This is a genomic window from Nocardia sp. FBN12, from assembly GCF_050320175.1.
GTDB lineage: Bacteria > Actinomycetota > Actinomycetes > Mycobacteriales > Mycobacteriaceae > Nocardia.
Genome location: NZ_CP190048.1, coordinates 4,216,908 through 4,239,317 on the forward strand (window position 1 = coordinate 4,216,908; position 22,410 = coordinate 4,239,317).

22 protein-coding genes are annotated in these 22,410 nt (G+C 65.0%); 8 read left to right on the plus strand and 14 right to left on the minus strand.

What is annotated here, in order from left to right; translation table 11 throughout:
* Positions 1 to 145: 145 nt before the first annotated feature.
* Genes ACQHI0_RS20100 through ACQHI0_RS20115 form a run of 4 tightly spaced genes read right to left on the minus strand, consistent with a single transcriptional unit; the run spans position 146 to position 3,212 of the window.
* Positions 146 to 907 carry an ESX secretion-associated protein EspG gene (locus tag ACQHI0_RS20100; RefSeq protein ID WP_427903389.1) on the minus strand — a complete coding sequence of 254 codons (762 nt, stop codon included), beginning with the start codon at positions 905 to 907 and terminating at the stop codon, positions 146 to 148.
* Between the two features lie 19 nt (positions 908 to 926).
* The gene (locus ACQHI0_RS20105) at positions 927 to 2,120 is read right to left on the minus strand and encodes a WXG100 family type VII secretion target (protein WP_427903390.1); all 1,194 of its coding nucleotides are present in this window, start codon (positions 2,118 to 2,120) and stop codon (positions 927 to 929) included.
* Between the two features lie 39 nt (positions 2,121 to 2,159).
* Entirely contained in the window at positions 2,160 to 2,621 is a 462-nt protein-coding gene (locus ACQHI0_RS20110; protein ID WP_427903391.1) for a hypothetical protein, read from the minus strand.
* A 42-nt stretch (positions 2,622 to 2,663) separates the two neighbouring features.
* On the minus strand, positions 2,664 to 3,212 hold the full coding sequence (locus ACQHI0_RS20115) for a DUF3558 domain-containing protein (RefSeq protein WP_427903392.1): 549 nt from the start codon (positions 3,210 to 3,212) through the stop codon (positions 2,664 to 2,666).
* Between the two features lie 648 nt (positions 3,213 to 3,860).
* Between ACQHI0_RS20115 and ACQHI0_RS20120 the strand changes: the two genes are divergently transcribed.
* The gene (locus ACQHI0_RS20120; RefSeq protein ID WP_427903393.1) at positions 3,861 to 4,826 is read left to right on the plus strand and encodes an HNH endonuclease; all 966 of its coding nucleotides are present in this window, start codon (positions 3,861 to 3,863) and stop codon (positions 4,824 to 4,826) included.
* Positions 4,827 to 4,834: 8 nt separating this feature from the next.
* Here ACQHI0_RS20120 and ACQHI0_RS20125 read toward each other — a convergent pair whose 3' ends face one another.
* The 6 genes from ACQHI0_RS20125 to ACQHI0_RS20150 form a co-directional block, all read right to left on the minus strand.
* Positions 4,835 to 6,943: a DEAD/DEAH box helicase gene (locus ACQHI0_RS20125; protein ID WP_427903394.1), complete on the minus strand. Its 2,109-nt coding sequence runs from the start codon at positions 6,941 to 6,943 to the stop codon at positions 4,835 to 4,837.
* Positions 6,940 to 8,217 (minus strand): BREX system ATP-binding protein BrxD, encoded by a 1,278-nt coding sequence (brxD, locus tag ACQHI0_RS20130; protein WP_427903395.1) that lies wholly within the window; start codon positions 8,215 to 8,217, stop codon positions 6,940 to 6,942. Before brxD ends, ACQHI0_RS20125 begins: the two co-directional genes overlap by 4 nt.
* Positions 8,214 to 8,912, minus strand: a complete 699-nt coding sequence (locus ACQHI0_RS20135) for a hypothetical protein (RefSeq protein ID WP_427903396.1) — start codon at positions 8,910 to 8,912, stop codon at positions 8,214 to 8,216. Before ACQHI0_RS20135 ends, brxD begins: the two co-directional genes overlap by 4 nt.
* A 282-nt stretch (positions 8,913 to 9,194) precedes the next feature.
* Entirely contained in the window at positions 9,195 to 9,731 is a 537-nt protein-coding gene (locus tag ACQHI0_RS20140; protein WP_427903397.1) for a hypothetical protein, read from the minus strand.
* Positions 9,728 to 10,180, minus strand: coding sequence for a helix-turn-helix domain-containing protein (locus ACQHI0_RS20145; RefSeq protein WP_427903398.1), 453 nt, complete (start codon positions 10,178 to 10,180; stop codon positions 9,728 to 9,730). The genes ACQHI0_RS20140 and ACQHI0_RS20145 overlap by 4 nt, the downstream gene beginning before the upstream one ends.
* 47 nt (positions 10,181 to 10,227) lie before the next feature.
* Positions 10,228 to 10,548 (minus strand): hypothetical protein, encoded by a 321-nt coding sequence (locus ACQHI0_RS20150; RefSeq protein ID WP_427903399.1) that lies wholly within the window; start codon positions 10,546 to 10,548, stop codon positions 10,228 to 10,230.
* A gap of 51 nt (positions 10,549 to 10,599) precedes the next feature.
* On the opposite strand from ACQHI0_RS20150, the gene ACQHI0_RS20155 reads away from it, so the two are divergent.
* The 4 genes from ACQHI0_RS20155 to ACQHI0_RS20170 all read left to right on the plus strand — a co-directional run bounded on the left by ACQHI0_RS20155 (position 10,600) and on the right by ACQHI0_RS20170 (position 14,911).
* On the plus strand, positions 10,600 to 11,838 hold the full coding sequence (locus ACQHI0_RS20155; protein WP_427903400.1) for an IS256 family transposase: 1,239 nt from the start codon (positions 10,600 to 10,602) through the stop codon (positions 11,836 to 11,838).
* An 886-nt stretch (positions 11,839 to 12,724) separates the two neighbouring features.
* Entirely contained in the window at positions 12,725 to 12,910 is a 186-nt protein-coding gene (locus ACQHI0_RS20160) for a hypothetical protein (RefSeq protein ID WP_427903401.1), read from the plus strand.
* A complete protein-coding gene (locus ACQHI0_RS20165) occupies positions 12,907 to 14,181 on the plus strand; it encodes a hypothetical protein (protein ID WP_427903402.1) in 1,275 nt (424 codons plus the stop codon). Before ACQHI0_RS20160 ends, ACQHI0_RS20165 begins: the two co-directional genes overlap by 4 nt.
* A gap of 64 nt (positions 14,182 to 14,245) precedes the next feature.
* The gene (locus tag ACQHI0_RS20170; protein WP_427903403.1) at positions 14,246 to 14,911 is read left to right on the plus strand and encodes a hypothetical protein; all 666 of its coding nucleotides are present in this window, start codon (positions 14,246 to 14,248) and stop codon (positions 14,909 to 14,911) included.
* 24 nt (positions 14,912 to 14,935) lie between these two features.
* Here ACQHI0_RS20170 and ACQHI0_RS20175 read toward each other — a convergent pair whose 3' ends face one another.
* Positions 14,936 to 15,901, minus strand: coding sequence for a helix-turn-helix transcriptional regulator (locus ACQHI0_RS20175; RefSeq protein WP_427903404.1), 966 nt, complete (start codon positions 15,899 to 15,901; stop codon positions 14,936 to 14,938).
* A gap of 89 nt (positions 15,902 to 15,990) precedes the next feature.
* Here ACQHI0_RS20175 and ACQHI0_RS20180 point away from each other — a divergent pair, with 89 nt between their 5' ends.
* Entirely contained in the window at positions 15,991 to 16,515 is a 525-nt protein-coding gene (locus tag ACQHI0_RS20180) for a DinB family protein (RefSeq protein ID WP_427903405.1), read from the plus strand.
* On the opposite strand, the gene ACQHI0_RS20185 is transcribed toward ACQHI0_RS20180, so the two are convergent.
* A complete protein-coding gene (locus ACQHI0_RS20185) occupies positions 16,475 to 18,955 on the minus strand; it encodes a tetratricopeptide repeat protein (protein ID WP_427903406.1) in 2,481 nt (826 codons plus the stop codon). The genes ACQHI0_RS20180 and ACQHI0_RS20185 overlap by 41 nt on opposite strands.
* 176 nt (positions 18,956 to 19,131) lie before the next feature.
* Between ACQHI0_RS20185 and ACQHI0_RS20190 the strand changes: the two genes are divergently transcribed.
* Entirely contained in the window at positions 19,132 to 19,587 is a 456-nt protein-coding gene (locus tag ACQHI0_RS20190; protein ID WP_427903407.1) for a carboxymuconolactone decarboxylase family protein, read from the plus strand.
* 28 nt (positions 19,588 to 19,615) lie between these two features.
* Positions 19,616 to 20,071 carry a nitroreductase family deazaflavin-dependent oxidoreductase gene (locus ACQHI0_RS20195; RefSeq protein ID WP_427903408.1) on the plus strand — a complete coding sequence of 152 codons (456 nt, stop codon included), beginning with the start codon at positions 19,616 to 19,618 and terminating at the stop codon, positions 20,069 to 20,071.
* Positions 20,072 to 20,130: 59 nt separating this feature from the next.
* Here the strand turns inward: ACQHI0_RS20195 and ACQHI0_RS20200 are convergent, their stop codons facing one another.
* Positions 20,131 to 21,510, minus strand: coding sequence for a vWA domain-containing protein (locus tag ACQHI0_RS20200; RefSeq protein ID WP_427903409.1), 1,380 nt, complete (start codon positions 21,508 to 21,510; stop codon positions 20,131 to 20,133).
* On the minus strand, positions 21,507 to 22,394 hold the full coding sequence (locus ACQHI0_RS20205) for an AAA family ATPase (RefSeq protein WP_427903410.1): 888 nt from the start codon (positions 22,392 to 22,394) through the stop codon (positions 21,507 to 21,509). Before ACQHI0_RS20205 ends, ACQHI0_RS20200 begins: the two co-directional genes overlap by 4 nt.
* Positions 22,395 to 22,410 lie beyond the last annotated feature (16 nt).

Here is a 22,410-nt window from a genome sequence, read left to right on the forward strand (position 1 = left end):
GATCGCCGTCGAAGGCCTCAGCGCGCCTGGACACCACACACACGAGTGACCCGATCCGTGCCCTACACCCGAGAACTCGCCCGCACGGTACTGACCACGATGCCCGGCCCACTCCGCCGGATGATCTCGTAGCTGGATGACCACTTCACCGAGCGCTGATCTCGTCCGACCGGAGCCTCCTTTGAGCTCGCTCCATCCACCCGGCGAATCCGACCGGTAAGTCATCCTCAACAGCTGGTCGGACAGCGATCCTGTCTTGCGTGCGTCGTTGCAGGTAGCGTCCGTCGTCGGTGAGATCGACCCACTGCGTGGTGTACCACGGATCAGGGCGGTCCAGAATATGACCGACCAGCAGTCGCGCCTGACCACTACCGTCGATCGGGCGCCGGGTCAGGGCTTCGTACTCTTCTCGCGGACTGCGACGCGCGTACGACTGGTGCACCGCAGAGGACTCGAGGTCGACGACATCGACGGAAATCGGCGCCTGCCGCCCAGGTTTGCACGTTGGCACCCGCCCGGCGAGACGCTTCGGCAAGTGCTCAGACGGACACAGTCGACTATGGATCGGACCATCGACCCCGTCGACGATCGCCTGCGCCAGCACCACACCGTGCGGACCGTTCTGCGCACCGACGATCCGATATTCGCGCATCATCCCCGGGTTGGTAGCCGTTGAGCCACCGCGTATTTCGATTCTGAACTGCCCGAATGTCAACGTGTGCAACGCCAACCGGATCAGTTCGCTCTCGTCCTGGTCGAGTGCCGCGAGGACACGGGCACGATGAGCCTCGTAATCGTCGACAAAGCGAAACCGACTCTGATAATGCAGCGGACGCGGGAACCGATCGATACCGTCGCCGTACCAGAGCGCAGCGAAATCATCTGGCTCCCAAACCCATTCAGCCATCGAGGGTTTGTTCTCCTGTTCAGTTCTGCGGTCGTGGTGCATCCGGCGGTGTGTTCGCCGATGGCGCGTCACCGCCGATGACCCCACCGGCGATCATTTTCGGCATCTCGCCCAACAGTTCCTCGGTGTTCTCCGCGGTGATCAAGTAGTCCGGAATCTCATGGGTGTCGTCATCGTCGCCGCCCTTGCCCCGTCCGGCGCCCGGCGCGCCCATCATCCCCGGCATTCCCGAACGGCCAGCACTCGACGACGCCGACCCGGCACCCGCAAGACCAGCCGGTGCGCCAGCTACCGGCGAACCAGCGGCCGCGCGACCCGGAATAGGCGCTGCCACAGCTGAACCCGGCGAACCACCGCCGCCGGCCCCGCCGCTGCCGGGCGAACCGGTCGACGGTGTGGCCGCGGCAGGAGAGGCAGCTGCCGGCGCGGTAGTGCCCTCCGGCGTCGCGCTACTCGGAGCGGTCTCGTCGTCTCCGCCGTCCTCGTCGTCGTCGTCGGAGGAGTCATCGTCCGCGGAATCGTCGCCACCTTCGACGGTATCCTCGGGTTCTTCCTCGACCGCCGGATCCTCAGTGGTCGCAGGCTCGGTCGTGCCGGAACCGTCACCGTCGTTCGTGCCACCGCCGTCGGTTCCGCCGCCTTCGGTTCCACCACCGCCGGTGCCGTCGTCGATCGACCCATGCAACGGGTTCGTCGGACTCACCGGGGTCGGCAAGACCGGAATACCTTCGTCCGCGGTGGTGAACGGCTTCACATAATGTTCCGCCATCACCAGGCGAGCTTCTTCTTCTTGTTCGTCCGGATCCACGTTGTTCCAGATATCCCAGGTACTGGGAGGCGTCAATTCGAAATTCTGCCCGGGCGCGGGCAGCCGATCCTTCGTCGTGGTGATCGCCTGCGCTGTCTCCCCCACCCGAGTCGCCAGCGCTTCCAGCTCCGGTGTCAGCTCGGTCGCGCGCTGGGTGTAGTTCTTGATCGCCTCACGGGACCGCTCGGCCGCCTGACCTTCCCACGCCGCAGCACTCGCACGATTCATCCGCGCGGCGAAATCGGTGACACCCTCCCGCCACTTCTGGGCGATCTGGCTGTACTGACCCGCCGCGGCCAACGCATTACCGGTGGGCTCCAACGGCTTGAACGCGCCATTGATCTGCGGGTGCTTGAAGTCAGGGGTGTACTCCTGCTTCTGGATCTGCTTGCCTTCGAAAACCATTCGTCGCTCTGCCGTCGCTCGTGGATCAGGTAGCGGGCGCTAGACGCGCTCGGCCGGGGTGTCGCCGCCGCCAGGGGTGCCGGGCGCGGGTGCTGCGGCGAGGAGTTCTTTGTAATAGGAGGCGAATTCGGCGTCGGTCTCCTGATAGCGCTGGGCGATCAGACGGTGCAGTTCCTGCAGGTCATCGACGATCTTGTAGTGCTGATCGAGGATCGCGTGGACGCTGTTGTCCGAGCCTTGGCCCTTCTCGCGGAAGCGGCGGACCATGGTCTGCGCAGAGACCAACTCCGCGACCGCCTCACCCAAACCCCACACTTCGCGTTGGGAAATATCTGTCGCGGTGCGCTGCAGTTCACGAATCAGCGTCTTGAACGTTTCGCACTCGCGCTCGATGTAGACGAATTCCTCGGCATCGACGCGCACGGACCCACCGAACCGCATGGTCAACCGCCCCTCCTGCGCTTCGGTGAGCAAGTCCTGCAGCGGACGATCACCACTCATAGTCAAATTCCCCCTGATCGAGTCTGAGTAGCCGTGTGGCAGTCACGCGCCAGCGGGAATCAAGGGAACAACCTTCTCCGCAAGACCGCGTGCAAGCTGGCAGGTATCCAAATGACCTGTCAGCTCGTTGGATTCGGGATTGTCCAGCGAGAACTCCAAGCCCCCGCCCTGCATCGCGACAGTGAGCGTGCACACCGAGCGAGGATCCTTGTTGTCTGCACGGCTAGCAGCAACGGCAGCCCGCCCGCCGATCATGTACTCGTCCCGGATCGTCAACTTCGTGTTGGCACGGACTCGGTCCACCGTCAGGTTTGTCGTGGTGATGCCCACGGCGTAACTGTCCGGCGCCGCCCAACTACAGCCACGCCACTTGACCCCACCCGCGCCGTCGTAATCAGCATTGTTGTTGGAACTGGCCACCCGCAGTCTCTCCGAATCCAACACCGACTTCGGTATGTCCCGGCACGGATCAAACCCCGCCGGCACGTCCGCCGCGAGCCCCTGCCCACTTGTCGTGGTCTCAACTCCTTCGGCCTGACCGTCGGTCGAGCCCCCGCATCCGGCGACCAGCAAAACCGCACCAACAGCCATGAACCCAGCCCGACTACGCCGCACCCCACCCCTCCTCGACATCACATGAGCCCGTCCGGGGAGTCCCCACCCCTTGAACATGCCACGCTACCCACTGATGCGACATCGGGCAATCGCGCTTCACAGACCTACAGCCCCACTCACCCCGTACCAGATCGGCGTCGAATCTCGCCCGATCGATTGGGGCCGCAACCTTCGGTGATGCGTCCGTCGAAGGCGACAACGAGTCCAAGTGGAGGTTGAACTATCGGCATCGCGCTCGGTGTTGCCGGACTGTGCGCGGTGACGTGTTCCGTGCGGCCACCCGTCGGCCGAGCTCGACTGGCAATCAAGGCGGCGTTCTTCGGCCTGGCGTATCCGACCGTCGCGATTGCTGGAGCAGCCGCGACGGTCGAGGTCATCAACGGACGGGCACCCGGTTTGGGTCTTTGGCTGCTTCCGCTGTATCCAGGATTGATCTTCAGCCTGCACGCGCTGTACGAGCGCTGTGTAGAGAGCCCTGCCACTGGCGGACATTGACCCCGTACATCTGGACTCGCAGCCCGATGGCGGCGCCACACATCGGGCGTTTCCGGGGAGCGAAGATACCGCCGCTCCTGGAGTCTCAGCCCTACCGAAATAGGCTGGGAACATGGCAAGCTGGACCGGGTGGATCTCGATGTCGAACTCGCTCTCCGAGCCGAAATCTTCACTGCTCTAGACCGATTGGTCGCGAAGAGGGGTGGCTCGCTCACTCGGAAAGAGCTTTTCAACTTCGAACTCCAAGGAGAGCGCCTTCCGCTCGTCGACGGCCAACGCGGCATCCGCAACCCCGCGTCGTTCTCATCGACACTGTCGATCATGACCACGCCGAACGGCCAGTACGTAGACGAGGTCGTCGGCGAGTCCTTGCACTCCTACGCGTACACGGTCGGCCCGATCAACAAGGGAGACAACGTCAAGCTGCGGCACGCGGTGACCACCAGACTGCCGATGATCTTCCTTCAATGGATCAACGTCGACGAGATCCGGTACGTACCTATCTACCCGGTCTACGCCATCTACGACGATCCCGAGAACAGGCAGATCATCTTGGCGCTCGACGAGAAGTTGCTGGACGTAGGGGACCCGCTGCATTTGTCGCCGGTGGAAAAGCGCTACGCCCAGCGGGTAACCGACCAACGGCTCCATCAGCCGAAATTCCGAAGCCAAGTGCTGATCGCGTACAAGAAGCGGTGCGCCGTCTGCCGCCTGGGCCGACCCGAATTACTCGAAGCTGCGCACATCATCCCTGACAACGCGGCACACGGGGTAGCGGAGATACCAAATGGGTTGAGTCTCTGTCGCATTCACCACTCTGCTTTCGATTCCAATCTTGTCGGATTCTCCCCTGACCTGGAAGTCCATGTCGGTCCGGCTTTGATGGCCGCTGAGAACGAGGGTCCGATCCTGAAGTTCGCACTGAAAGGGATGCACAAAGCCAAGCTCTCAGTCCCGGAAGAGGACCACTATCGCCCCTCGGTAGACGGACTCGCCGAGCGATTCGACGAGTTCTTGTCCGGCAAGCGACCTGCGAGACTCAGGAACCTTGATGTCGCCCGAACGGAACCCGTTCTTTGGGGCGGCGGCAAGTAATCGAACGGTCAGCAGTCCGATCGAATCTGACGGCGTTCAGCGATCACCGACCGAGCGACCGACAGGTTGCCGAGCCGCCTAGCGAGTGTGTCCATCGCGAGAGACTCAGGAAGCGCGGTCGAAAACTTCAGGCCTGCAAGGGCTTGCCGATTCACACGCGGCAGAACCAACGCCCGGCCTGTTCGTAGAGTACCCAGGTCCTCGATGCCGAGCCCGCTACGAATGCGAATCGACTTGTCATCGATCCGTTGGGCGGGCTCGAAGAGATCCGCGAACGAGGCATGGAGGGTGCGGTTGGCCGTAGTGCCTGCCCACGTCCACCATCGGGCGCCTTCATCGTCCGACATCGTGACGATCAAACGGTCAGGCGACACAGCCTGCGAATACGCCCCACGTTCGGCGGCGAGCACTCTCGCCGCGCGATCCGTAACCTGCACTCCGGGCACTTCCTCTCCCAGAAGTACTGCTCGCATTCCCCGCGCCAATTCATACGACCAGTCCGACGCGGTTCCCGACCACTTCGCCCTGCCGCCGTCGCCGACCTCCACGACCCAACACCGTCGACGCCGCCAATCGATGTTCTGCACCTGCCACGACCGTCCGGCCAGCAACAACACCGTGGCCCCGTCGCGACGTTCGGCGAGCAATTCTGTTCCGACGGTACCTATTTCGTCGTTGCCCGCGAAGACTACGAACTCGGGTGGTGCGCTGAAAACCGCCGTCAGGTCCGAGAAGTAACGGTGACCGAAGCGTCGTTCTGCTTCGGGACCGATGATCAGATAGTTCCCGTCGCGAACCAAGAAGCCCGCTCGAAGGAGATGTTCGAGGATGCGCTCGGTGTCATCATCGAATACCGAGAGCGATCCCCACCATCGACTCGCGCTGTCGAATGTCAGCTTGCTCTCTTGGAGGCAGAGAGCCAGAAACTGTTGGGCGACAATGTGTCTCGGAACGGGTGGCGGCGCGACCGGCTCGACCCAGCCGCGGGCCCAGCAATGCAGCATGCCGAACGTCGGCAGGACTTCCTCGCTGTCTATCGCGAGGAACAGGCAGTTGCGAACCGAGCCGGCCCGACGACCGGTGCGACCCAGTCGCTGCAGAAACGATGCGACCGTTCGAGGCGGTCCGACCTGAATCACCCTGTCCAGATCGCCGATATCGATACCGAGCTCGAGGGTCGACGTCGCGACGATGACGGTGTCACGAGAGTCCGCGAACGCCGCTTCGGACCGCCGACGTTCGGCTGCAGACAACGAGGAATGACACAGGTAGGTTTCAACACCCACGTCGAGGAGCGCGGCACCCAACTCCTCGGCTCGTCGCCGACTGTCGACGAACACCAGTCGCTTCTCGCCACGATGCAATGCGGCAATGACCCTGGCGGCGTTCGGGATCGAACCGACATAGTCCGCTTCTACCTCTGGCTGTGCCAGCGGACGCTCAGGTACTGGTTCGACGACGGCCCGCGGTCGGTCCGTGCTACTACCTTGGAGCCACTCGACCATCTCCGCCGGATTCCCGACTGTTGCCGACAAACCGATCCGCTGTGGAGGACGTTTCGCGAGGCGCGACAATCGCTCCATCACTGCGAGCAGATGCCAACCGCGGTCGTCGCCAGCGAAGGAATGCACTTCATCGACAACGACAACCCGCAGATCGGCGAAGAAGGCAGTGGCGTCGGTTCTGGTCGAGACGAGAACCGCTTCGAGCGACTCAGGTGTGGTCAAAAGGATGTCTGGACGGCTCCCCACGATTCGCTGTCGCTCCGGCTGGCTGACATCGCCGTGCCACACCGCGGCCGTACGGCCCAACCAAGCCGCGTACTCCAGAACTCGGGGGCCGAGATTGTTCAGCAACGCGCGAAGCGGACACACGTAGAGGATCGAAACCCCGTGCCAATCCTCGTGTGCCATACGCGAAAGTAGCGGAAAGACAACAGCCTCCGTCTTTCCTCCCGCTGTCGGTGCCACGACCACCAGATCCTGACCGGACAGCACGGGCGCGATCGCCGCTGTCTGCGACTCGCGCAACCCATCCCACCGGAGCGTGTTCACGATGTGGTGTCGCACACCCGGATGAAGCAGAGAGAACGCCTCGTCAGCGCTATCGGCGGTCATAGGTCCAGCTGCACGTCATTCGCGCTCACCGCGGCCTTCTCCGCCTCATCCATCTCGGACTCCGAGATCTGGACCTCATAGTCGTGCATCGGATCGAACGCTTCGAACTGGTCGATCTTGTCGAGCACGTCGACCAGTTTGCGCAGGAAGAGCCGTGGCGCGATCCCCACCTGCTTTCCCAAACGCCCTGCCACGGCGGACGCCAGCTGCTTGATGAAGGCATCCGTGGCAACTGAGCGAACCCGCTCGGTATTGTCCGCACCTGTCGCGTACAACTCCCGCACCCGGGTGCCGAGTTCGACCAGCTTCGCCAAATCGAAGGCAGTCAATCGCAGCTGAGGCGCGCGCACATTATCGAAGCGCGGATCCGACGAGAAGTCGGTGTGCAGTCGTTCCGCGAGTGGTGGCAGCAGTCGAATGCCCTGTTGTCCATCGAACAACGGCGGTGTCCCCGTCACCAGAAGGTAGAGGCCTGGGTACTCGCCCTTGTGGACTTCGTCGATGAATTGTCGGAGGGTGTTGAGCGCCTTCAGCCGGATGTCGGAACGCATCCGCTGAACCGTCTCGACCTCGTCGAGCACCAGAACAAGCCCTGGGTGCCCAGCGTCCTTCAAAACGGCAAGGAGCCCACGAAAGAAGCTCGGTGCGAGTTCGTTGGTCAGGTCGCCGCGAATGTTGGCTTGCCGCTTGATCGTTGCCGCCACGTTCGGTTGGCCGCCGATCCATGCCACCATCGCATCGGCGCCCGTGCGGTCTTCGGCGTCGCTCATCCTTCGGTATGCCCGGATGGCCAAGGGAAAGATCGGCGCCTTGTCGCTCACCGCGGCAAGGCGGCGATCGATCAGTACGTCGACCTCTACCCCCTGCTCGTCGGCTTCTTCGTGGACGGTGTGCAGCCATGCGTCCAGGAGCTTTCGAAGGGCACTCGGCTGCACGCTCGCCATGCGCAACGATTCGATCGCGCGTCGGTAGACCGAATCCAGCTTGTAGAGCGGGGTGTCCGACTCGTTGATCTGGACTTCGGCGACTGCGTAGCCCATCTTCAGCGCACGGTCGCCGATCCATCGCGAGAAGAACGTCTTTCCCGACCCGTACTCACCGCGAACGGCCTTGAACACCGAACCGCCCTGGGCGAGATTGCCGAGGTCCTGGGCGACTCCCATATCGAATTTCTCGAGCCCGACCGCCAATTGGTCGAGCCCGTTCGCCGGGACGGTTCCGACCCGGAGCGCGTCGAGGATCTCGCGGCGCCTCCTGTTCGACACCTGGCTCATCGGCTCAACCCGAACTGCTCGACCATCGCACCCTTATCCAGGCGCACCACATCGTTGCTCCCGAGGATCAACACCTCGTACCCCTCCACATCGAGAATCTTCTGCACTTGAGTCAGAGCGCCGGTTGCCCGACCCAGCGGGACATCCAGCAGAGCCGCGGCCTGGATGCGAGTCACCTCGAGGAACCGCGTATTCAGGAGCGCTCCGACCAGTTGACCGATCTTCGCATCAGGCACCGACACACGGCCGGCAAGTCGCCGTTGAAGGGTGAATATCTCGCTGTTCAACAGCTCGGCGACCAGCGGGTGTTCCGGTGACGGAACCTCGACCGGAGCATTGTCCGGCACGTCGGTCGAAACCTCGGGTACAACCGCGTCGCGATCTCCCAGATCCCGCGAGGTCGGCTCCCGTCCATCACGCACGTCAGGCAACGGCAATGCCTCGAGCGACCGGTCCGGAGCTCCGAACGCTTCGACGAGAATCGCGATCAGTTCGTGTCCCACACCTGCGCCGAGCTGAATAGACTGGCTACTCTTCCGCTTTGACGCACGGTTGGTCGATCCGAAGGTACTGAGGTGCAACAACGGCGAACCGTCGGTGTCGACGATGATCTTCCACTCACATTCGACCTGGTCCTCGGCTTTGTGCGGCCTGATCTGTTGCAGGCTCGGAAGTACCTTCGAAATACGCGCCATCGCGGCCTACACCCCCATCACGTGACTCGGTCGTCAGGTGCGAGCAACGTTACCGTCGCCAGGTCGCCTGATCTCGGACGACGTCACCGTACCGGTTGGCGCTCAACGATCGACAGAACTCTGCATGGCGGACTCGGACGGCTCCACCGTGGTTGGTGGCATGGAACCAGGGACCCTGAGTGTTCCTGACTGTCTTCGGATCGAAAGACTCTGCAGGAGTAAATATTTCGGCGCAATCTGACTGCCGAACGATGTGCCGCACAAGTTCAGCGGAATAGAGCGCTAGTCGCCCTGTCTGACGATCTTGTCGTATTCGAAGTCGGCCGGGAGTTCCGGGATGCCGCCCACCAACGGAATTGGATTTTCCGGCCATACTCGCACGGACATGCTCTGCACCACTTCACGCATGTAGGGAGCGATATCTCGAAGCGCCTGGTTGACGATGCGCTTGATCCCGGACCGATCGAGCGTGCCGATGAACTCGGCAGTGTCCGTCACATTGCCGCGTCTGGGAGCGCGCTCTCCGGGGGGAACGATGGCAACTTCGTAGATTGCCGCGATGTCAGCCTCGACCGCGCGCGGATGGTCGTCTCTCGCGAGCAGCTTGACCGCGACCACGACGCGGCTCTCAGGTTCAGCACCCACGTTGATGGTGACTGAGCCCTCTTCGGCTACCCAGTCCGGCAACACACCCGCTTCCCAACGCTCGACATGGATGGACCGGGTTTCGACGCGATCCAGCCGGATGGCGAAACGAAGATCCGACAGCTCGACGCGCCGACCTCGGCCCTCAACGGATATGGTGCGGTCATCGCTCACAGCGCGGCAGCTTCTTGATCGACCATCCAATCATCGGAGGAAGTCTCAGCGAGAGCGCTGTCCGGAATGAAGCCGCCGACGCCGAGAGCCCCTGCCCGCATACGGGTGTGCCACACGAATTCCTCGCCCACCTCGGGCAACCTGGACAGTTCCCGCGCCTCCATCGGTTCAGCACGCAATGTGAGCGCGGCGCCAACCGCGTGGGCGTACCGCAATACGACATCGAACGTGGGGTTGCTGGTCTCGATGTCCACCTCGAACCGGCTGATCCCGGAGCGATTGATCCCGATCGCGTCGGCCACCTTCGCCTGCGAAATGCCCCGATGCACTCGGATACCGATGAGGTCGTTGAACAGGCGGCGCCGTGCCTGCGTCAACTCCATCGCATTTCTGATGTTGTCGTCGCCGGTCAGATCCAGCGGCTCGGACTGCTTCCGCCATGGCCTCATGTGTTGCACTGTAGCGCAACAGGTAGGTGAGGAAGCTCACTTGTGACTTATTTGGGACCACGCGGAAACGGGGCCCAACAGTAGCCCTGGCTGCGGAAATAGGTCTTCAGGAAGCGCATCGCCTGCGTGATGTGCTGACGCTGTCGGCTGCGATTCTGGACGACACTCAGCTTGGCCCGCTTGCTGTCACGCAGTGCCACGCCGACGACGAGTGCGCGGTGGTTGATCGGCTCACCGAAGTAGAGGCGCCACTGAGTGCCCCTCTTGCCACCCGCTTTCAGCTCGCCGGGTTGCGTCCAATAGCGTGGTGTACGGCCCGACCATCGGACCAGGTCCGAGCGTGTCGTAGCCGGAAATAGGGAGGTCACCGCGTGACCCTTGAAGAGACCGCCAAAGTCACTTGAAGGAGAAACCACGCGATGACCTCTGTCCAGCGTATCGACCCGAACAAGCCCTTCGACGCTCAACTCGCCGCGGCCAGCCCTGATCTGCTGCGAGAAATGCTGTCCAGCTTCGTCCACACGATCATGAACGCCGAAGCCGACACCCTCTGCGGGGCCGACTACGGCCAACGCAGCGACGACCGCGTCACCTCCCGAAACGGATACCGCCACCGCGACTTCGACACCCGAGTCGGGACCATGGACGTCGCGATCCCCAAACTCCGGTCGGGCACCTACTTCCCCGACTGGCTGCTCGAGCGCCGCAAACGCGCCGAACGAGTATTGACCAGCGTCGTCGCGACCTGCTATCTGCTCGGTGTCTCGACCCGACGGATGGAGAAACTCGTCGAATCCCTCGGTGTCACACAGCTTTCCAAGTCCCAGGTCTCGATCATGGCCGCTGATCTGGATGCCCAAGTCGAAGCGTTCCGCACCCGACCGCTCGATCAAGGGCCTTACACGTTCGTCGCCGCGGACGCGTTGGTGCTGAAAGTCCGCGAGAACGGGCGCGTGGTCAACGTCCACGCTCTGGTCGCGACCGGAGTCAATGCCGATGGCTTCCGCGAGATCTTGGGCTTGCAAGTAACTTCGGGTGAAGACGGCGCCGGCTGGTTGGCGTTCTTCCGCGACCTCGTCGCGCGAGGTTTGTCCGGGGTCGAGCTGGTGACCTCGGACGCTCACGCGGGCCTGGTGGCCGCGATCGGGGCGACGTTGCCGGGGGCGTCGTGGCAGCGGTGCCGCACCCACTACACCGTGAACTTGATGTCGATCACTCCGAAGACGTCGTGGCCCTGGGTTCGGACTTTGTTGCATTCGGTGTTCGATCAAGCTGACCCTGAATCGGTTGCCGCGCAATATGATCGGATGCTCGATGCATTGACCGAGAAGCTGCCCAGAGTGGCCGCTCATCTTGATGCGGCGCGCGCGGATCTGCTCGCGTTCACCGCGTTCCCGAAACAGATCTGGCGTCAGATCTGGTCGAACAACCCTCAAGAGCGGTTGAACAAGGAGATCCGTCGCCGCACCGATGTCGTCGGGATCTTCCCGGATCGGACCGCGATCATCCGTTTGGTCGGGGCGGTGTTGGCCGAGCAACACGACGAGTGGATCGAAGGCCGCCGCTACCTCGGCTTGGATGTTCTTGCCCGGTCGCGCGGGGTCGGCGAGCTGGCTGACGCGCAGGAGGGAGACGGTGTTGAAGCGTTGACTGCCTGACCAACTGCGGTCACGCGGGGATCATCCCGTTACACCACGCATTTGGACTTGACCGCTCGCCGAGCCACGGCGCGTCAGGCTCCCCACTCGGTGCAAACTCGAGCGGACACCGATAGTCCACAGGCGAACGGTATCCACTCGCTCCGAGACCGCCCTGCTCCGACTCTTCGATCTGACCCTGGAGGTTGCCGTAGGCAAACGGGTCAGAGGCCCGGAGCTGCGCTAGCCCGGCATCCGCGTCTGGTGTGTGCTGCCACGTGCACCGACCGCGAACGACCCTGTCGCCGTGGGGATATGTGCTGTCCTCAGATTTCACTCTGCCCCTTCGAGCACGTGGCGAATACAGGTTGCCCGCCACCGAATACTACCGGTTCTGCTGTACGCCAAGGCCGTTCGCCGCCCTCACGAACAGCACGACAAGTCATCGCCGATATTCCCCAGTCGGAACAACTCTGGATCAATTGACCAGGTCGGATCAGAATGGAGCAGGCGGTCGAGCGGCAACGAGGCGCGCGTGACTGTTCCCACTCTGGGCACCGACGGCACTCGATGCCAGAAAGTTGCCGAGCTATCGCGACACCGCCGAATGGATTGAGACAGGCCGGTCCGCCTCGACGGCGACCGGGTACCTCGTCCTGGTACGGAATCAACAACCGATGTCGTTCTGACGCACGTTCGCTTGTTGAGATTTACTTGCAGACCCGATCCTCCTGCGCGTTACCGAAAGTGGTACGTCTGTTCACATGTACCTGCGGTGCACTTTTGGTTGTCGTGCACAGTGATTCGGCGAAGTTCTGGCGCGTAGCGGCGGAAGAGGGGACCCTCGGAGGGAGAGATCGCGTTACCCAGGAGCCGCATGACTGTCAGAAGTGACCGTGAAGGTGGCTTGCCCGAGACACTGCCGGCGTTGGAGCAACTGCCGGCTGATGAGGCTCGGGATCTGTTCGAGTTGATGAGGGCCGCAAGTGCGTTCGAGGCGGCCGCGTTGGACAAGTCCATCGATTCGATGGTCTCTGCGTTGCCTCGGCCCTTGCGTCGGGTGACCAAGAAGATCATGTTCGGCGGCAGATGACGGACCTCACTACGCGGGCGCAGTTGATTCTGCTGGCTCGGACGTTGCATGTTCATCCGCAGCGGTTGGATCACCTGCGGTATCTGGGGGCCGATCGGTTGCATGCGTTGCAGCAGCAGATTTCGGGGGTGTTGTTCGATCAGCACACGGAGACGTTTCGGCGGATCAGTGCGCTGGTGCCCTACATTCCGTTGACGATCTCGATTCCGTTGGTGCAGAAGCTGGTTCCGCCGATGATGACGGGGCGGGCGGCGGGGTCGGTGGGGTTGGATCATCCGGGCAAGGCGGCGGAGACGTTGACGATGTTGCAGGCGGGGTACGCGGCCGATTGCGCGCCCTATCTCGATCCGCGGGCCGTCGAGCAGCTGGCCGATCAGATGGCGCCGGAGCCGATCGTCGAGATCGTCAACGAGTTGTTGCGGCGGCGCGATTATGTGACGGCAGGACCGTTCTTGGCTTGTGCCACCACGGAAGTGATCGCCGCTGTCGAGGCGGGCGTGCGTGATGACGCGGGACTGATCTTCTCAGCCGCGTACTCCTATGACGTCGAGGTGCTCAGCGCGGTGGTTCGCCAGCTGCTCGATGGGCCGCACCGGCGGGTTCCGCGGATGACGCAGACGGTGTTGACAGGTTCTCCTGAACTGCAACATGCTGCGCTGTCGGTGTTTTCACGGTGTGCGCCCGATGTGATCCGTCGGGTCGGTGACATCCTGTTCGGGAGTGCGCAGCCCGGTGATGTCGCGCGGCTGGTGCGCACTGCGCTCGCGCTCGGGGCGGTGCCCGAATTCCTCACGCTGATCGGTCATCTCACGCCGTTGGGGCTGTGGACGTTGGTGGGCAATCCGGTGTTCAGTGATCCGGATGTGGGGGTCGACCTGGTCGCGCCGATGGACGGGCGGGGCGATTCGGAGAGTTGGCGTGGGCTTTTCACGTTGATGGCGCGGATGGATGACGATGTCAGGGGCGCTGTGGGGTACGCGCTGGCGTTGCTGTCGGAGACGACGGTGTCGGAGTTGCCCGCTCGGGCGACCGAAACCGGTTGCTGGCCCGCGTTACTCGATCTGGTCGCGGTGTCCGGAGAGCGGGGACAGTCGAGGTTCGGGGCGATCTGGGCGCAGTTGGGGCCGGAGCGGCGGGCATATCTGCATCGGTGCATCACCGAGCTGCGCTACGACACGAGGTTGGCCGAGATCACGGCGCTGGTGGAGCCGGTGGAGGTCGATCTGCTGTTCTATCAGCGTCGGCAGAAGGGGCGGTATCGCAACGGGTGACGCGTGCGGGTGCGACAAATTGGGTACTTCGGACATCGACTGTCGATTTCCAGGAGGACACCCCATGTATCCCGCTCCCGCCCAGCGCCCAGCCACCGGAGGAACGGCGGTGACCGCGGCGATTCTGGCGTTGCTCGGTGGGCTCGCGGCGTTCGGCGGGGTGGTCATGTACGCGGCGAACACGCTGCGCTTCGACTCACCCTGGTTCGGATGGGGGATCGTGCCGGGGTGGACGTCGATCGTGACGGTGCTGTTGCTGGTGATCGACGTGGTCGCCGCGGTCATGCTGCTCGCCGGTGCCGCGCTGATCTTGCGCAGGCGCAAGGCGGGGCCGACACTCGTGATCCTGGGCTGCCTCGGCGAGATCGGCACCTTCGTACTCGGCGGGTTGTCCACCGTGATCCAGCTCCTGGACTACGGACTTCCGTTGAGTCGGCAGCTGGAAGCGATCCTGGGGAATTCGAGCATCAATTTGCTGCTCGGGGCCGACGTCGACATCCACTGGGCGGTTTCGCTGTTCATGATGGTGTTCCCGGTGCTCACCTTCGTGCTGGCGGTGCTGCCGACGACGCGACGCTGGTGCCGAGGTGACGATCGCCGCCCGGCGGGGTTCGGCGCACCCGGGATGCAGCCTTTCCCGATGCCGCAACCCGGCATGCCCCAGGGCCGCGCTTACGGTGCGCCGCAAGGACAGTGGCCGCGACCGCAGGAGGGGTATCGGCCCCGATAGCGGGGGGTTTCGGCTCCGGCGGGGTCAGGACGGTGTACCTGCGCGCGTGAACCGGGTCCCCCACTCCCGCAACTGCGTGACCAGTTCCGGTGGGCCGAGGACCCGGAAGTCGGCTTCCACCTTGCCCAGCAACAGGACCGGCCAGCTGAGGTCGTCGACGGTCAGTTCTATGTGGGTGCGGTTGTCGGGGAGGGCGGTGATCGTGCACCAGCGGCCTACTCGGGCGTGGACGTCGGTGGCGGGGGCCTCGATCTCGGCGGTGACGGTGTAGCCGGAGCGGCGGGCACCGATGGCGTCGCGGACGAAGGTGGCGGCGTCGGGGGCGGGCAGAGTGCGGGGGCGGAAGCGGGTGCCGGTGGTCGCGGAGGCGGTGAGGCGGTCTACGCGGAAGGTACGCCAGTCGTGGCGGGTGAGGTCGTAGGCGACGAGGTACCAGCGCCGGCCCAGGGAGACGAGGCGGTGGGGTTCTACTTCTCGGGTGCTGGTTCGGCCGTCCGCGGCGGTGTAGGTGAAGGTGAGGCGTTCTTCGCGGCGGCAGGTGAGGGCCAGGTCGGTGAGGACGGCGGGGTCCACGTCGGAGAGGGGGACGGCGGTCCAGGCGGTGGATTCGGTCATGGCGCGCAGGGCGTCGACGCGGCGGCGCAGGCGGGTGGGTAGGACGGTGACCAATTTGCCGAGTGCTCGGATCGACGGTTCGGCCAGGCCGTCGCCCGCGCCCTGGGAGCCGGCTTGCAGGCAGACGGTGATGGCGACGGCTTCGTCGTCGTCGAGGACCAGGGGCGGCATGGCGGCGCCCGCGGCCAGTTGGTAGCCGCCGTCGACGCCGGGGCGCGCGTCGACCGGGTAGCCGAGTTCGCGCAGGCGGTCGATGTCGCGGCGCAGGGTGCGGGCCGAAACACGAAGGCGTTCAGCGAGTTCCGTGCCCGGCCAGTAGCGATGAGTCTGCAGCAGTGAGAGCAGTCGGAGGGTGCGTGCGCTCGTATCGGCCATATTTCGATTGTCCCGCAATTGCGGTCAGAAACTGGCCGCAATGGGTTCTACCTTGGATTTCACAACACCGACAAGCAAAGGATCAGCCCATGACCGAGACCTTGATCGACACCGAGCGCACCGACATTCTCGAGATGCTCGCCAAGCACCGGCACTTCCTGCGCTTCACCGTCCGCGACCTGACCGACGAGCAGGCTGGTCTGCGCACGACCGCGAGCGAGCTGTGCCTGGGCGGACTGATCAAGCATGTGGCTGCGGTGGAAGCGAATTGGGCGAGTTTCATCGTCGACGGGCCCGCGGAAGGCCCCGACTTCGAGTCGATGACCGAGGAACAGATCGCACGCTGGGGCGACATCTTCAAGATGCTGCCCGGTGACACGCTCGCCGGTGTACTGGCCGAATACGAGCAGGTTGCCGCGCGAACCGACGAACTCGTGCGCACTCTGCCCGACCTGAACGTGAGTCAGCCGCTGCCCGCGGCGCCGTGGTTCGAGCCCGGCGGGCGCTGGACCGCGCGCCGCACGTTGATGCACATCATGACCGAGACCGCGCAGCACTCCGGCCACGCCGACATCATCCGGGAATCGCTGGATGGTGCGAAGTCGATGGGCTGATTTCCGCGAAGAGGGACTCGGCTGCCGCGCGGTGTTCGGTGGCGGTGGCCGGGTCCGTCAGGTCCAGGATGTCGGCGATGCCCTGGTGGGCTGTTGCTTCCTCGAAGCGGTGGCCGAGTTGTGGTGCCAGGGTGAGGGTTTGGAGGTAGAGGGTGAGGGCTTCTTCTGGGAGGCCGGCCAGACGGCAGGTTTTGGCGTAGCTGTTGAGGAAGTGAATCTTCCAGTGGTCTTCGAAGAGCGCATCGAGCAGCGCGAAGGCCTCGCGGTGACTGGCCAGAGCCTCTTCGTGGCGGCCCATGTCGCGCAGGGCCACGCCGCGGCAGTTCAGGCACCAGGCTTCGTTGTGTTTGTGGCCGTCTTCGCGGGCGAGGGTGAGGGCGCGGTTCAGGTGGGCGAGGGCCTCTTCGGGCTTGTCGGGGGCGATCGCTACGCCAAGGGTGATCTGGGCCTGTTGCGACGGGTGGATGGCGATAGCCTCACGGGCCAGTTCGGCGGCTCGGTCGCGGTGGCCCAACTGGAGGTTGGCCCAGGCTTCGCCGGCGATGGCGTCGGCGGCGCTCGTGGGACAGCCGCTGGTGGTGTAGAGATCGCGGGCTTGGCGGAACAGTTCGAGTGGTTCTTCGATATCGCCTTCGTCCCAACGTAATTGGGCGCAGCGCATCGTCAGTTCCGCGCGCGGCAACGGGTCGCCTGCCTCGGCGACCAACGGTGCGGCGGCGGCGTAGGCGGCAGCCGCCTCGGTCATGCGGCCCGCGTTGTAGCGGGCGAACCCGAGGTCGCTGTGGGCTTCGGCGAGTTGACGTGGGTCGCCGAGATTCTGTGCGGCGGTGAGGGATTGCTCGAACAGCGAGTTGAGATGTGTGGTGCCGCACCGGCGGGCGAAGAACGCGCGCATGAAGCGCGGCAGCTCGCAGACATGGGTGTCGGCGCCCGCCTCGACGGCGGCGTAGAACACGGCCATCAGGTTGGTGTATTCGGAGACGAACCAGAAGAACGCGGGGTCACGGCCGGGGAAGTGCGGCAACTCCGCCGGGGGTGCACCGGCGGAGACGGGTCTGGTCGGCGACAGGAACGGCATGGCGGAATCGGCGGCGGCCGCGGTATGCACGTAGAAGTCGAGGATGCGGTGCAGGGCGCGATCGCGGTCGGCGGGGGTGTCCTTTTCGAAGGTGGCGTGGCGGGCGTGCTGGCGGACCAGGTCGTGCAGGCGGTAGCGGCCGTCGGCGGGTTGCTGGACGAGGTGCGCGTCGAGCAGGTCCTCGAGCATGGTGCGGGCGCTGCGCAGCGAGACGTCGGCCACGGCGGCGGCGACGTAGTCGGTGAACGTGGAGCCGGGGATCAGGCCGAGTAGGCGGAACAGGCGGCGATGATCGCGGTTGAGCTGACGGACCGACATGCCGAAGGCGGTGTCGAATTCGCTTGCGCCCTCGGCCATTCGCTCCACGAGGATGCCGACCGACCAGCCTGGTCGATGCCGAAGCCGGGCGGCGGCCAGGCGCAGCGCCAGGGGTAGGTTGCCGCACAGGCGCAGCACTTCGGCGGCTTGCTCGGGCTCTTTGGCGAGCCTGCCGACGCGCGCGTCGCCACTGGCCCGCACCAGCAGTTCGGCGCTCTCCTCGGGGGTGAGCACGTCGAGGGTCACCGGCGGGACCTCGTCGAGTTCGAGCAGCCGGTTGCGGCTGGTGATGATCGCGACCGACTCCCCCGCACCGGGCAACAGCTGGCTGACCTGGGCGGCATCGGCGACATTGTCGAGCACGACGACAGCGCGCAACCGCGCCAGCTCCGAACGCCAACAGGCCGCGCGCAACTCGACTCCCCCGTCCTGCGGCACCTTCTCCGAGGGAACCTGCAGGGCAGCCAGCAACGCGCGAAGGGCGGCGTCGGGGTCGAGCGGTTGGCGGCCGTCGGTGAAGCCGTGCAGATCCAGATACAGCTGGGCGTCCGGGTACTCGGCGGTGAGCTGGTGCGCGGCGTGCACGGCGAGGGAGGTCTTCCCGACTCCGGCCATGCCGTCGATGGCCACCACCCGGTCGGATCGCACGGCCGCGATCACGTCGGCCAGTGCTTGCTCGCGGCCGGTGAAGTCGGGCACGTCGCGGGGCAGGTCGTTGCGCGGCGGCGGTGGCGCGTCGGCCGGTGGGCTCGGCGGGGCGGGCTGGCGGCTGGTCTTCGGCGGGGCGGGCAGCGGGTTGTTGGCGCGCTCCCACAGGGGACGCAGCGGGCGCGGGTCGCGTTTGACCAGGCGGCACAGCTCCAGCACCGCGGGCCACGGCGGGACCGTCTGGCCGCTGAGGTAGCGCGAGAGCGACGACGAGCTCAAGCCGGTGTCGCGGGCCAGGGCGCGCACACCGCGGCCGGACAGTTCCTGGATCAGGCGCAGCCGCGAGGCGAGCTCGTCCTGCGGGTAGGCCCGTGCCGTCCGCTGTTGCACAACCACCGTGTTCCACTCCGTTTGTCCCGGCCCGAACCAGAAATCTTCCGACTGAGGATCAGGTGGTCAGAGCCGTTTTTCACTGTCCCACAGTGTCCCACAACCATTCTGTCGCGGCGTCCGACGGGGTGCTATCGAGTCACACCGCAAGCAGCGGAGACACCACGAACAAGGAGAACGACATGCAGTCTCGGATGAAGAACCCCGCCATGATCCTCACCGACGCGATGGGCCCGATCCAGCAGGTACTGAAGGCTGTGGAGACCGGCGGCGTCGATGCCGAGATCCTGGAGCTGGTCCACCTGCGAGTGAGCCAGATCAACGGCTGCGCTGCCTGTGTCTACGGCGGCACCACCACCGCACGCAAAGCCGGGGTGAGCGAGCAGCGCCTCGACACCCTCGTCGCCTGGCGGGAGACCCCGTTCTTCAGCGACGAAGAGCGCGCCGCCCTCGAATTGGCCGAGGCCGCCACCCGGATGGCCGACCGTCCCGACGCGGTCACCGACGAGGTCTGGGACACCGCCGCCAGCTACTTCGACGAGAAGCAGCTCGCCTCGATCGTGCTGATGATCGGCGTGACCAACATGTTCAACCGCCTGAATGCCACCACCCGTCAGATCGCCGGCGCCTGGGGCTGACGCTCCCCCTTCGAAAGGACCTTGGACGATGTCCACGAATCAGCAACCGAGCAAGAGCAATGCGCACAGCGGGTTCTCCCGGTGGATGCAGCACAGGATGAACGCGCGGATGAACCGCAAGATCCGTCGCGGCAAAGGCACCTTCATGGGGATGGATGTGCTGATCCTGCACACTGTCGGCCGCCGCAGTGGCGAGCCGCGCGACACCCCGATCAGCTGGTTCCCCGGCGAGGACGGATCCTGGCTGCTGGTCGCCTCCGGCGGCAAGAACGGACATCCCGACTGGCTCCTCAACCTGCTGGCGCATCCCGATCAGGCCACCGTCCAGCTGCCGGGCGAGGCCGGCGTCGCCGTGACGCCGCACGTCCTCGCGGGGATCGAGCGGGCCGCGGCCTGGGAACACATCGCCGCGGCACAGCCGCGGTACGACAAGTACCAGACCAAGGCCGGTCGCGAGTACGCCGTCGTGCGGCTCACCGCCTGAGGCGCGTATGCCGGTGGCGGTCAGCACTGCACGTGGCTGGGCAGGCAGCACGCGCTGAATCAGGCGGGAAGGAGCCTGCCGATCACCTCGGCGAGCTGGGCGACATTGCGGCATTCGTGCATGGTGACGATGTCGGTGTAGGCCTCGGCGGCCGAGTCGCCGGTCGACCACGAGCGGGCCGGTTCCGGATTGAGCCAGTAGACCGCTTTCGCGTGCTCCGTGATCGCTTGCAGGGCAGCGAGATTCGGGTCGGTGCGGTTGGTTCGGGCATCGCCGAGGATCAGCACGCAGGTGCGCGGGCCGACGGCGTCGAGGTAGTGGTCGACGAAACCCTGCAGGACCTCGCCATAATTGCTGGATCCGAACCGGGCGACGCCGCCTTCGCGGACGATGTTCTGCGCGAAGCCGGGCGGCGGGGGCTCACCGGGGGTGAAGTACTGGGTGATCTCGGCGCAGGTGTCGACGAAACCGAAGCTGCGGACCTTGCTGAACTGGTCCTGCAGGGCCTGCACCAACTGCAGCGTGAACTCCGCGAAACCGCTCACCGAGCCCGAGACATCAGCCAGCACAACGAGATCGGGGCGACCACGCTTGCGGGCGCGCAGCACCGGATCGACGGGGACTCCGCCGGTGGCCATCGAACGTCGCAGGGTGCGACGAAGGTCGATCTGGCCACGGACCGCCTTCTTGCGGCGTACCGCCAGACGGGTGGCGAGTTTGCGCGCCAGGGGGTGCACGAGGCGGCGCATCTCGGCGAGGTCCTGTTCGCGGGCACCGAGGAAATCCGTTCGGTCCGCGGAGTTCTCGACGCCGCGGCGGGCGATGTAGTCGGTGCCGCGCAGTTCGGCCGAACGCAGGCGGGCCTCGGTCTGGACGTCGGCCCGGAACCGATCGACGCGACGGCGGGCCTCGATGGTGCGCACAGCGGTGTCGAATTGACCTGTACCGCCCATGGTTTGGGCCACCTGCTCGGAGATCTCGTCCGGGCGTAGCGATTTCATGGTCAGATACGACGACCAGCCCGCGCCGGACGCCTGGGTGACTCGGCCCGCGCTCTCCCCCGCGCCACCGTAGGCGCCGAAGGTGTTGAGGGCTTCGCGCGCCAGCTCGGCGGTGTCCTCGCCCTGCACCAGGGTCGCGATCAGGCGCTCACGCAGGGAGTCGGCGTCCTCGCTCGGCCGGGCGGGCGGGAGTGCGACGCCGAGGAAGTACAGATCGAAGAGCTGGTCGAAGACTCCGCGCTGACCGTTGCGGCGGAGCAGGCAGGAAGCCAGGCCGGAGCGCAGGATACGGGGATCGGTGGTGCCGAGTGCCACCACCGCGGCCGCGGCGTCGATGGTTTCGCTGGGGCCCGCGTGAATGTTGTGCTCGCGCAGCAGGGTGACGAAATCGACGAGCCGAGCGCTTGTCGGGGCGAATCGGTCGGGGGGCGGGCTCACGGCCGCACACTGCTGTCCGGCTGGTCGTCGAGACCGAGCCGGTCGATGGCCACGCGATGGTCGGACTGGTATTTCAGCAGAACGCCGAGCGTCGAGCGGACCACACCGCCGGTCAGCGTCCGGGTCCCCAACGCCACCAGAGTTCTTGCCCAATCGACGGTTTCAGCGATCGATGGCGCCTTACGCAACGACAACTGACGTAGCGCGCTCACCGTCGTCACCACCGGCTCGGCCAGCGCCGCATCGAGCTCGGGGACTTTGAGCGCGACGATCGCCTTCTCCAATTCCGCTGTCGGATAGTCGATATGCAGATACAGGCAACGACGCTTCAGCGCTTCGGACAGGTCGCGGTGCGCGTTGGAGGTGAGGATGACGAAGGGCTTGCGGACAGCGGTGACGGTACCGAGTTCGGGGATGCTCACCTGGAAGTCCCCGAGGACTTCCAGCAGCAGGCCCTCGAGTTCCACGTCGGCCTTGTCGAGTTCGTCGATGAGCAGGACCGTGGGGTCGGGGTTGCGAATCGCCGCCAGGAGCGGGCGGGCGAGCAGGAATTCCTCGGTGAAGACGTGGTCGCGCGTACTGTCCCAGTCTTCGCCGGAGGTGGCGGTGATGCGAAGCAGCTGCTTGGCGTGGTTCCACTCGTACAGGGCGCGGGCCTCGTCGACGCCCTCGTAGCACTGCAGGCGGATGAGCTCGGCCCGCACCGCGGCGGCGACCGCCTTGGCGAGCTCGGTCTTGCCGACACCGGCCGGACCCTCGATCAGCAGCGGTTTGCCGAGGCGGTCGGCGAGGAAGACCGCGGTCGCGATATCGAGGGACGGCAGGTAGCCGGCGGCTGTCAGCCGGTCGGTCACCTGGTCCACCGAGGAAAAGAAGTTACTCATCGGTAACCAGTATATC

Bases quoted from the DNA above. Each gene is read 5' to 3' on its own strand.
- ACQHI0_RS20100 (WP_427903389.1), bottom strand. From the start codon at position 907: ATGGCTGAATGGGTTTGGGAGCCAGATGATTTCGCTGCGCTCTGGTAC.
- ACQHI0_RS20105 (WP_427903390.1), bottom strand. From the start codon at position 2,120: ATGGTTTTCGAAGGCAAGCAGATCCAGAAGCAGGAGTACACCCCTGAC.
- ACQHI0_RS20110 (WP_427903391.1), bottom strand. From the start codon at position 2,621: ATGAGTGGTGATCGTCCGCTGCAGGACTTGCTCACCGAAGCGCAGGAG.
- ACQHI0_RS20115 (WP_427903392.1), bottom strand. From the start codon at position 3,212: ATGGCTGTTGGTGCGGTTTTGCTGGTCGCCGGATGCGGGGGCTCGACC.
- ACQHI0_RS20125 (WP_427903394.1), bottom strand. From the start codon at position 6,943: ATGACCGCCGATAGCGCTGACGAGGCGTTCTCTCTGCTTCATCCGGGT.
- brxD (WP_427903395.1), bottom strand. From the start codon at position 8,217: ATGAGCCAGGTGTCGAACAGGAGGCGCCGCGAGATCCTCGACGCGCTC.
- ACQHI0_RS20135 (WP_427903396.1), bottom strand. From the start codon at position 8,912: ATGGCGCGTATTTCGAAGGTACTTCCGAGCCTGCAACAGATCAGGCCG.
- ACQHI0_RS20145 (WP_427903398.1), bottom strand. From the start codon at position 10,180: ATGAGGCCATGGCGGAAGCAGTCCGAGCCGCTGGATCTGACCGGCGAC.
- ACQHI0_RS20155 (WP_427903400.1), top strand. From the start codon at position 10,600: ATGACCTCTGTCCAGCGTATCGACCCGAACAAGCCCTTCGACGCTCAA.
- ACQHI0_RS20165 (WP_427903402.1), top strand. From the start codon at position 12,907: ATGACGGACCTCACTACGCGGGCGCAGTTGATTCTGCTGGCTCGGACG.
- ACQHI0_RS20170 (WP_427903403.1), top strand. From the start codon at position 14,246: ATGTATCCCGCTCCCGCCCAGCGCCCAGCCACCGGAGGAACGGCGGTG.
- ACQHI0_RS20175 (WP_427903404.1), bottom strand. From the start codon at position 15,901: ATGGCCGATACGAGCGCACGCACCCTCCGACTGCTCTCACTGCTGCAG.
- ACQHI0_RS20180 (WP_427903405.1), top strand. From the start codon at position 15,991: ATGACCGAGACCTTGATCGACACCGAGCGCACCGACATTCTCGAGATG.
- ACQHI0_RS20190 (WP_427903407.1), top strand. From the start codon at position 19,132: ATGCAGTCTCGGATGAAGAACCCCGCCATGATCCTCACCGACGCGATG.
- ACQHI0_RS20195 (WP_427903408.1), top strand. From the start codon at position 19,616: ATGTCCACGAATCAGCAACCGAGCAAGAGCAATGCGCACAGCGGGTTC.
- ACQHI0_RS20205 (WP_427903410.1), bottom strand. From the start codon at position 22,394: ATGAGTAACTTCTTTTCCTCGGTGGACCAGGTGACCGACCGGCTGACA.